8 protein-coding genes are annotated in these 7,137 nt (G+C 32.2%); all 8 read left to right on the top strand.

Going from position 1 to position 7,137, the window contains the following annotated elements; translation table 11 throughout:
- Nucleotides 1-255 (top strand): 30S ribosomal protein S11 (gene rpsK, locus ABWO04_RS08970; protein ID WP_353079295.1); only part of this gene is annotated, 255 nt, incomplete at its 5' end.
- A gap of 87 nt (nt 256-342) precedes the next feature.
- Entirely contained in the window at nt 343-948 is a 606-nt protein-coding gene (gene rpsD, locus ABWO04_RS08965) for a 30S ribosomal protein S4 (protein WP_353079293.1), read from the top strand.
- A 21-nt stretch (nt 949-969) separates the two neighbouring features.
- On the top strand, nt 970-1,962 hold the full coding sequence (locus ABWO04_RS08960; RefSeq protein WP_291241516.1) for a DNA-directed RNA polymerase subunit alpha: 993 nt from the start codon (nt 970-972) through the stop codon (nt 1,960-1,962).
- A 61-nt stretch (nt 1,963-2,023) separates the two neighbouring features.
- Nucleotides 2,024-2,524, top strand: a complete 501-nt coding sequence (rplQ, locus tag ABWO04_RS08955) for a 50S ribosomal protein L17 (RefSeq protein ID WP_353079291.1) — start codon at nt 2,024-2,026, stop codon at nt 2,522-2,524.
- Between the two features lie 151 nt (nt 2,525-2,675).
- The gene (gene carA, locus ABWO04_RS08950; RefSeq protein ID WP_353079289.1) at nt 2,676-3,785 is read left to right on the top strand and encodes a glutamine-hydrolyzing carbamoyl-phosphate synthase small subunit; all 1,110 of its coding nucleotides are present in this window, start codon (nt 2,676-2,678) and stop codon (nt 3,783-3,785) included.
- A 99-nt stretch (nt 3,786-3,884) separates the two neighbouring features.
- Entirely contained in the window at nt 3,885-5,177 is a 1,293-nt protein-coding gene (eno, locus tag ABWO04_RS08945) for a phosphopyruvate hydratase (protein ID WP_353079287.1), read from the top strand.
- Nucleotides 5,178-5,473: 296 nt separating this feature from the next.
- Nucleotides 5,474-6,760: a citrate synthase gene (locus tag ABWO04_RS08940; RefSeq protein ID WP_353079285.1), complete on the top strand. Its 1,287-nt coding sequence runs from the start codon at nt 5,474-5,476 to the stop codon at nt 6,758-6,760.
- Nucleotides 6,761-7,016: 256 nt separating this feature from the next.
- The coding region (locus tag ABWO04_RS08935) for an S-adenosylmethionine:tRNA ribosyltransferase-isomerase (RefSeq protein ID WP_353079297.1) at nt 7,017-7,137 on the top strand (121 nt) is incomplete at its 3' end.

The following is a 7,137-nucleotide window of genomic DNA, read 5'->3' as shown; positions in this document are numbered from 1 at the left end:
TCAGCTGGTAAAATGGGTTTCAGAGGTTCTAAAAAGAACACTCCGTACGCTGCCCAAATGGCTGCTGAAGATTGTGGAAAAGTAGCTCTTGAAGCTGGACTTAAAAAAGTAAAAGTTTACGTAAAAGGTCCAGGAAATGGTAGAGAATCTGCTATTAGATCAATCCATAACAGTGGAATTGAAGTAACTGAAATTATTGATGTTACTCCAATGCCTCATAATGGATGTCGTCCTCCAAAGAGAAGAAGAGTATAACAATTAGTATAAAACAAAGGTAGGAATTTAGATTATCGAAGGAAAGACCTTAATTCATAATCCCTACCTTAAATTAAAATTTGTAAAATGGCAAGATATACTGGTCCAAAAACAAGAATCGCCCGTAAGTTTGGTGAAGCAATTTTCGGAGAAGATAAAGCTTTCGAAAGAAGAAATTATCCTCCTGGTCAACATGGTTTGGCAAAAAGAAGAGGTAAAAAATCTGAATATGCTGTCCAGTTAATGGAAAAGCAAAAAGCAAAATATACCTATGGTATTTTAGAGCGTCAATTCAGAAATTTATTTGAAAAAGCAGCTGCTGCTTCAGGTGTAACAGGTGAAATCTTGTTACAACTTTGTGAAGCTCGTTTAGACAATGTAGTATACAGAATGGGTATTGCACCTACTCGTAGATCTGCACGTCAATTCGTTTCTCACAGACATATCACAGTAAATGGTGAATTGGTAAATGTACCTTCTTACCATTTAAAACCTGGCGATGTTGTTGCAGTTCGTGAAAAATCTAAATCACTTGAAGCAATTGAAAGCTCTTTAGCTAACAATTCTGCTGTATATGAGTGGATTACTTGGAATAATGATACGAAACAAGGTACGTTTGTAACGGTTCCTCAAAGACTTCAAATTCCAGAAAATATTAAAGAGCAACTAATCGTTGAGTTGTATAACAAATAATAATTGACATTAGTCGAAGATATGGCAATATTTAATTTTCAAAAGCCCGATAAAGTTATCATGATCGATTCAACCGATTTTGAAGGTAAATTCGAATTTAGACCTTTAGAACCTGGTTATGGATTGACAGTTGGTAACGCTTTAAGAAGAGTTTTACTTTCTGCATTAGAAGGTTTTGCTATTACATCTGTAAGAATAGAAGGTGTTGAACATGAATTTTCAACAATTTCTGGTGTAGTAGAAGATGTAACTGAAATTATCTTAAATCTGAAACAAGTACGTTTTAAACGTCAAATTGAAGATGTAGATAACGAATCAGTTTCTATCTCTCTTTCTGGTAAAGATCAAATTACAGCTGGTGATTTCCAAAAATTTATTTCTGGTTTTCAAGTTTTAAATCCAGATTTAGTAATTTGTAATTTAGACAGCAAAACAACTATCAACATGGAACTTTCTATCGAAAAAGGTAGAGGATATGTTCCTGCTGAAGAAAATAAAAAACCAAATGCTCCTATTGGTACAATTTTTACAGACTCTATTTATACGCCTGTAAAAAATGTGAAGTATTCTATTGAAAACTTCCGTGTTGAACAAAAAACAGATTACGAAAAATTAGTTTTCGAAATCAAAACTGATGGTTCAATAAATCCAAAAGACGCATTAACAGAAGCAGCTAAAACGTTGATTCACCATTTTATGTTGTTTTCTGACGAAAGAATCACACTTGAGGCTGATGAAATTGCTCAAACTGAATCATATGATGAAGAATCATTACATATGAGACAACTATTGAAAACTAAATTAGTTGATATGGATTTATCAGTAAGAGCTTTAAACTGCTTAAAAGCGGCTGAAGTTGACACTTTAGGAGACTTAGTTTCTTTCAACAAAAACGATTTAATGAAATTCCGTAATTTCGGTAAAAAATCACTAACTGAATTAGATGAGTTAGTGGCGAATAAAAACCTTACATTCGGAATGGATTTAGCAAAATACAAATTAGATAAAGAATAATTCATTCATATTTTGCTCTCCAAAGCGGATTGATGCAAGATGAAGATAAAATAATTACGTCATGAGACACGGAAAAAAATTCAATCATTTAAGTAGACAAACAGGTCATAGAAAAGCAATGCTTGCTAATATGGCATGTTCTCTAATTGAACACAAGCGTATCAACACAACTGTTGCAAAAGCAAAAGCTTTAAAACAATTTATTGAGCCTCTTGTAACAAAATCAAAAGAAGATACAACGCACAACAGACGTATTTGTTTTTCTTATTTAAGAAGTAAATATGCTGTTACTGAATTGTTCAGAGAAGTAGCTGATAAAGTAGCTGATCGTCCAGGAGGTTATACTCGTATTATTAAGTTAGGAAACCGTTTAGGGGATAACGCTGATATGGCTATGATTGAACTAGTGGATTTCAATACAATTTATTCAACTGCTAAAAAAGAAGTTAAAAAAGCATCTACTCGTAGAGGTAAATCTAAAAAAGCAGATGAAACTGTAGCGGAAACTCCTGCTGCTGAATCAACTGAATCAACTGATACAACAACAGAAGCTTCTGAATAATCATGAAACGATTGATTTAAAATAATTAAAAAAGGATAAACAAATTTTTGTTTATCCTTTTTTTTTATAAATACTATAACGTAATTTTGCAATATAAATAAGGTAACTCAAAATTAGATGCTTATCTCTTTTTTAAAAACTACAACAACTAATGAAATACAACAACAAACAACAAGCAGTTCTTTTACTTAAAGACGGGACTATTTTCTACGGAAAATCAATTGGAATTTCAGGTACAACTTTTGGTGAAATCGCATTTAATACAGGTACAACCGGCTATCAAGAAATATTTACAGATCCTTCATATTATGGGCAAATTATGGTTACAACCAATGCGCATATTGGAAATTATGGTGTAAATACAAAAGAAGTGGAATCAGATTCTGTTAAAATTTCAGGATTAGTTTGTAAAAATTTTAGTATGAACTATTCTCGCGAAGATGCATCTGAAAGTTTGTATGATTATCTTGAAAAACAAAATTTAATTGTGATTTCAGATGTCGATACACGCGCTTTAGTAAGTTATATTAGAGATAACGGTGCTATGAATGCAATTATTTCTACCGATGGAACTTCAATAGAAGATTTAAAAGTGAAATTAGATCAAGCCCCAAATATGGAAGGTTTAGATTTAGCTTCTGTAGTTTCGACTAAAGAACCTTATTTTTTCGGGAATGAAAATGCAACTTATAAAATTGCAGCTTTAGATTTAGGAATCAAAACAAATATCTTAAGAAACTTAGCTAAACGCGATTGTTATATTAAGGTGTATCCTTACAATGCTACTTTTAACGAAATGAAAGCGTTTAATCCGGACGGGTATTTTTTATCAAACGGCCCTGGAGATCCAGATCCATTAGCATCAGCGCAAGAAGTGGCAAGAAATATTTTAGCTGAAAACAAACCATTATTTGGAATTTGTTTAGGTCATCAAGTGATTGCTTTGGCAAATGGAATTTCAACATATAAAATGTTTAATGGACATAGAGGAATCAATCATCCTGTAAAAAATCTGGTAACGGGTAAGGGTGAAATTACGTCTCAAAATCACGGTTTTGCTGTAAATAAAGAAGAATTAGAAAAACATCCTGATTTTGAATTAACGCATATTCACCTAAACGACGCTACTATTGCTGGAATGAAAATGAAATCAAAAAACTGTTTTTCAGTACAATATCATCCAGAAGCAAGTCCAGGACCACACGATTCAAGTTATTTATTTGATGATTTTATTACGAACATAAAAACTTCTAAAAACTAAAACGTTATCGTTTATAAGTTTTATTATAATTACGAAATTCGAAATAAAATATATTTAACTTTGTTTAGTTAATAATTTAGAATTAAAAAAATAATAAATATGAGCATAATAATTAAAGTTCACGCACGACAAATATTAGATTCAAGAGGTAATCCTACTATTGAAGTAGATGTAATTACAGAAAATGGAATTTTAGGAAGAGCTGCAGTTCCTTCTGGAGCTTCTACTGGCGAACATGAAGCAGTGGAATTACGCGACGGTGGAAAAGCCTATATGGGAAAAGGTGTTTTAAAAGCCGTTGAAAATGTAAACGCAACTATTGCTTCTGAATTAGTAGGAATGTCAGTTTTTGAACAAAACGCTATCGATAAAATGATGATTGAGTTAGATGGTACGCCAAATAAATCAAATCTTGGAGCTAACGCCATTTTAGGAGTGTCTTTAGCTGTTGCGAAAGCTGCTGCAAACGAATTAGGTATGCCTTTATATAGATATGTTGGTGGAGTTTCTGGAAATACGTTACCCGTTCCAATGATGAATATCATTAATGGTGGTTCGCATTCAGATGCGCCTATTGCATTTCAGGAATTTATGATTATTCCAGTAAAAGCAACTTCTTTTACGCACGCTATGCAAATGGGTACTGAGATTTTTCACAACCTGAAAAAAGTATTACACGATAGAAATTTATCAACTGCTGTTGGTGATGAAGGTGGTTTCGCCCCTAATTTAGCTGGTGGAACGGAAGATGCTTTAGATACAATTAAATTAGCGGTTGAGAAAGCAGGATATTCTTTTGGAGATGATGTTATGATTGCTTTAGATTGTGCAGCTTCTGAATTTTATGTAGATGGAAAATACGATTATACAAAATTTGAAGGTGCTGGTGGGAAAATTAGAACGTCTGAAGAACAAGCAGATTATTTAGCTGAATTGGCTTCAAAATATCCAATTATTTCTATTGAAGATGGAATGTACGAAGACGATTGGAAAGGTTGGAAATATTTAACCGATAAAATTGGTAATAAAGTACAATTAGTTGGTGACGATTTATTTGTTACGAATGTAGAAAGACTTTCTCGCGGTATCAAAGAAGGAATTGCCAATTCAATTTTAATAAAAGTAAACCAAATTGGTACGTTATCTGAAACTATTGCGGCTGTAAATATGGCTCATAATGCAGGATATACTTCAGTTATGAGTCACCGTTCAGGAGAAACCGAAGACAACACCATTGCAGATTTGGCAGTAGCGTTAAATTGTGGTCAAATAAAAACCGGTTCGGCATCGCGTTCAGATCGTATGGCAAAATACAATCAGTTATTACGAATTGAAGAAGAATTAAACGAAGTAGCATACTTTCCAGGCGCAAATGCTTTTAAAGTGAAATAATACTTTTGTCTTACTGAACTCGTTTCAGTAACTCACAAATTTCCTAAACAGAACACCTATTTGGTCTTAAAAAACCATTTAGGTGTTTTTTTGTGAAATTTTAAATTTTTGGTACGCTTTTTGAAGATTATTTTTGTCTAATTTTAATAATTAGAAAAGCAATTTTAGATCTTTGCACACTATAAATTTTATATATACCTATTGTGCAATTTATCTATACATTAATTTTAAAATTCAAGAATTAATTATTAAATTCGCAATTAAGAATTATATACTTACAAATTATACATATTATCATGTCGAAAAATGCAATTATAGAAATTAATGGTAACAAATTTGAACTTCCTGTTATGGTAGGAAGCGAAAATGAAACTGCTATTGATATTAGTAAATTAAGAGATTTATCAGGCGCTATTACTTACGATCCAGGATATAAAAATTCAGGAGTTTGTAAAAGTGATATCACGTTTCTTGATGGTGAAGAAGGAATTTTAAGATACCGTGGGTATTCAATTGAAGATTTAGCTGCAAAAGCTAACTTTTTAGAGGTTTCTTATTTAGTAATTTTTGGGGAATTACCAACCAAAAAACAATTATCAGATTTCGAAACGGATATACATAAATATACTTTAGTTAATGAAGAAATGAAAAACATCATTGATGGTTTTCCAAAAACAGCTCATCCTATGGGCGTTTTATCTGCATTAACAAGTGCACTTACAGCTTTTAATCCAAAAGTAGTAAATGTTGAAAATGAGAAAGAAATGTATGAAGCCATTTGTAAAACTATGGGTAAATTCTTAGTTTTAGCAACTTGGACATACAGAAAAAGCATGGGATTCCCATTAAATTATTACGACAATACTATTGGGTATGTAGATAATTTTATGCAATTAATGTTTAAATTGCCTACAGGACCATATCATATTAACCCTACCGTTGTAGCGGCTTTAGATAAATTATTTATTTTACACGCAGATCATGAGCAAAATTGTTCTACTTCTACTGTTCGTATGGTAGGTTCTTCTCATGCCGGATTATTTGCTTCAATATCTGCAGGGGTTTCAGCACTTTGGGGTCCATTACATGGAGGTGCAAATCAAGCTGTATTAGAAATGTTAGAAGCCATTCAAAAAGATGGTGGTGATGCAGATAAATATTTAGCAAAAGCAAAAGATAAAAATGACGAATTCCGTTTAATGGGATTTGGACATAGAGTTTATAAAAATTTCGATCCGAGAGCAAAAATCATTAAAAAAGCTGCAGACGAAGTTTTAGCAGAATTAGGAGTAAATGATCCAATTTTAGCCATAGCTAAAAAATTAGAAGAATCAGCTTTAGTGGATCCGTATTTCGTAGAAAGAAAATTATATCCAAACGTTGACTTCTATTCAGGTATTATTTACCGTGCATTAGGAATTCCTACAGATATGTTTACGGTTTTATTTGCAATTGGCCGTTTACCAGGATGGATTGCTCAATGGAAAGAAATGCGTGTTAATAAAGAACCAATTGGTCGTCCAAGACAAGTATATACAGGTCATCCATTAAGAGACTTTGTAAAGTTTGAAGACAGAAAATAAAATTAAAAGTCCCGATTATTCGGGACTTTTTTATTTCAACTTATTTGTAATTTCTATGAAGTTGTTTATAGGTGAAATTTAAGTTTCTTAAAGTTTCTCTTACTTTATTCATTAAAAATACGTTGCGAATTGCCGTCTTTGCGATGAATTCAAAAATATATACGTTTTTACTTGACAACGCCTATCTCACAATCGTATATTTGCACACGGTTTAAAGTTCAAAAACTTTTAAACCCTAAACTTTTAAACTCAAAATATGAAATTATCACACTTCCAGTTTAATTTGCCAGAAGAATTATTAGCCGAATTTCCTTCAGAAAACAGAGATGAATCTCGTTTAATGGTGATTCACAGAAAAACAGGTGAAATTGAACATA

The organism is Flavobacterium sp. (assembly GCF_040382755.1).
Taxonomy (GTDB): domain Bacteria; phylum Bacteroidota; class Bacteroidia; order Flavobacteriales; family Flavobacteriaceae; genus Flavobacterium.
The sequence above is the reverse complement of the archived record's forward strand: the minus strand, read 5'-3'. Positions and strand labels throughout refer to the sequence as shown.

What these genes read in the sequence shown, in the direction of transcription:
- rpsD (WP_353079293.1), top strand. Translation starts at nt 343, where the DNA reads ATGGCAAGATATACTGGTCCAAAAACAAGAATCGCCCGTAAGTTTGGT.
- ABWO04_RS08960 (WP_291241516.1), top strand. Translation starts at nt 970, where the DNA reads ATGGCAATATTTAATTTTCAAAAGCCCGATAAAGTTATCATGATCGAT.
- rplQ (WP_353079291.1), top strand. Translation starts at nt 2,024, where the DNA reads ATGAGACACGGAAAAAAATTCAATCATTTAAGTAGACAAACAGGTCAT.
- carA (WP_353079289.1), top strand. Translation starts at nt 2,676, where the DNA reads ATGAAATACAACAACAAACAACAAGCAGTTCTTTTACTTAAAGACGGG.
- eno (WP_353079287.1), top strand. Translation starts at nt 3,885, where the DNA reads ATGAGCATAATAATTAAAGTTCACGCACGACAAATATTAGATTCAAGA.
- ABWO04_RS08940 (WP_353079285.1), top strand. Translation starts at nt 5,474, where the DNA reads ATGTCGAAAAATGCAATTATAGAAATTAATGGTAACAAATTTGAACTT.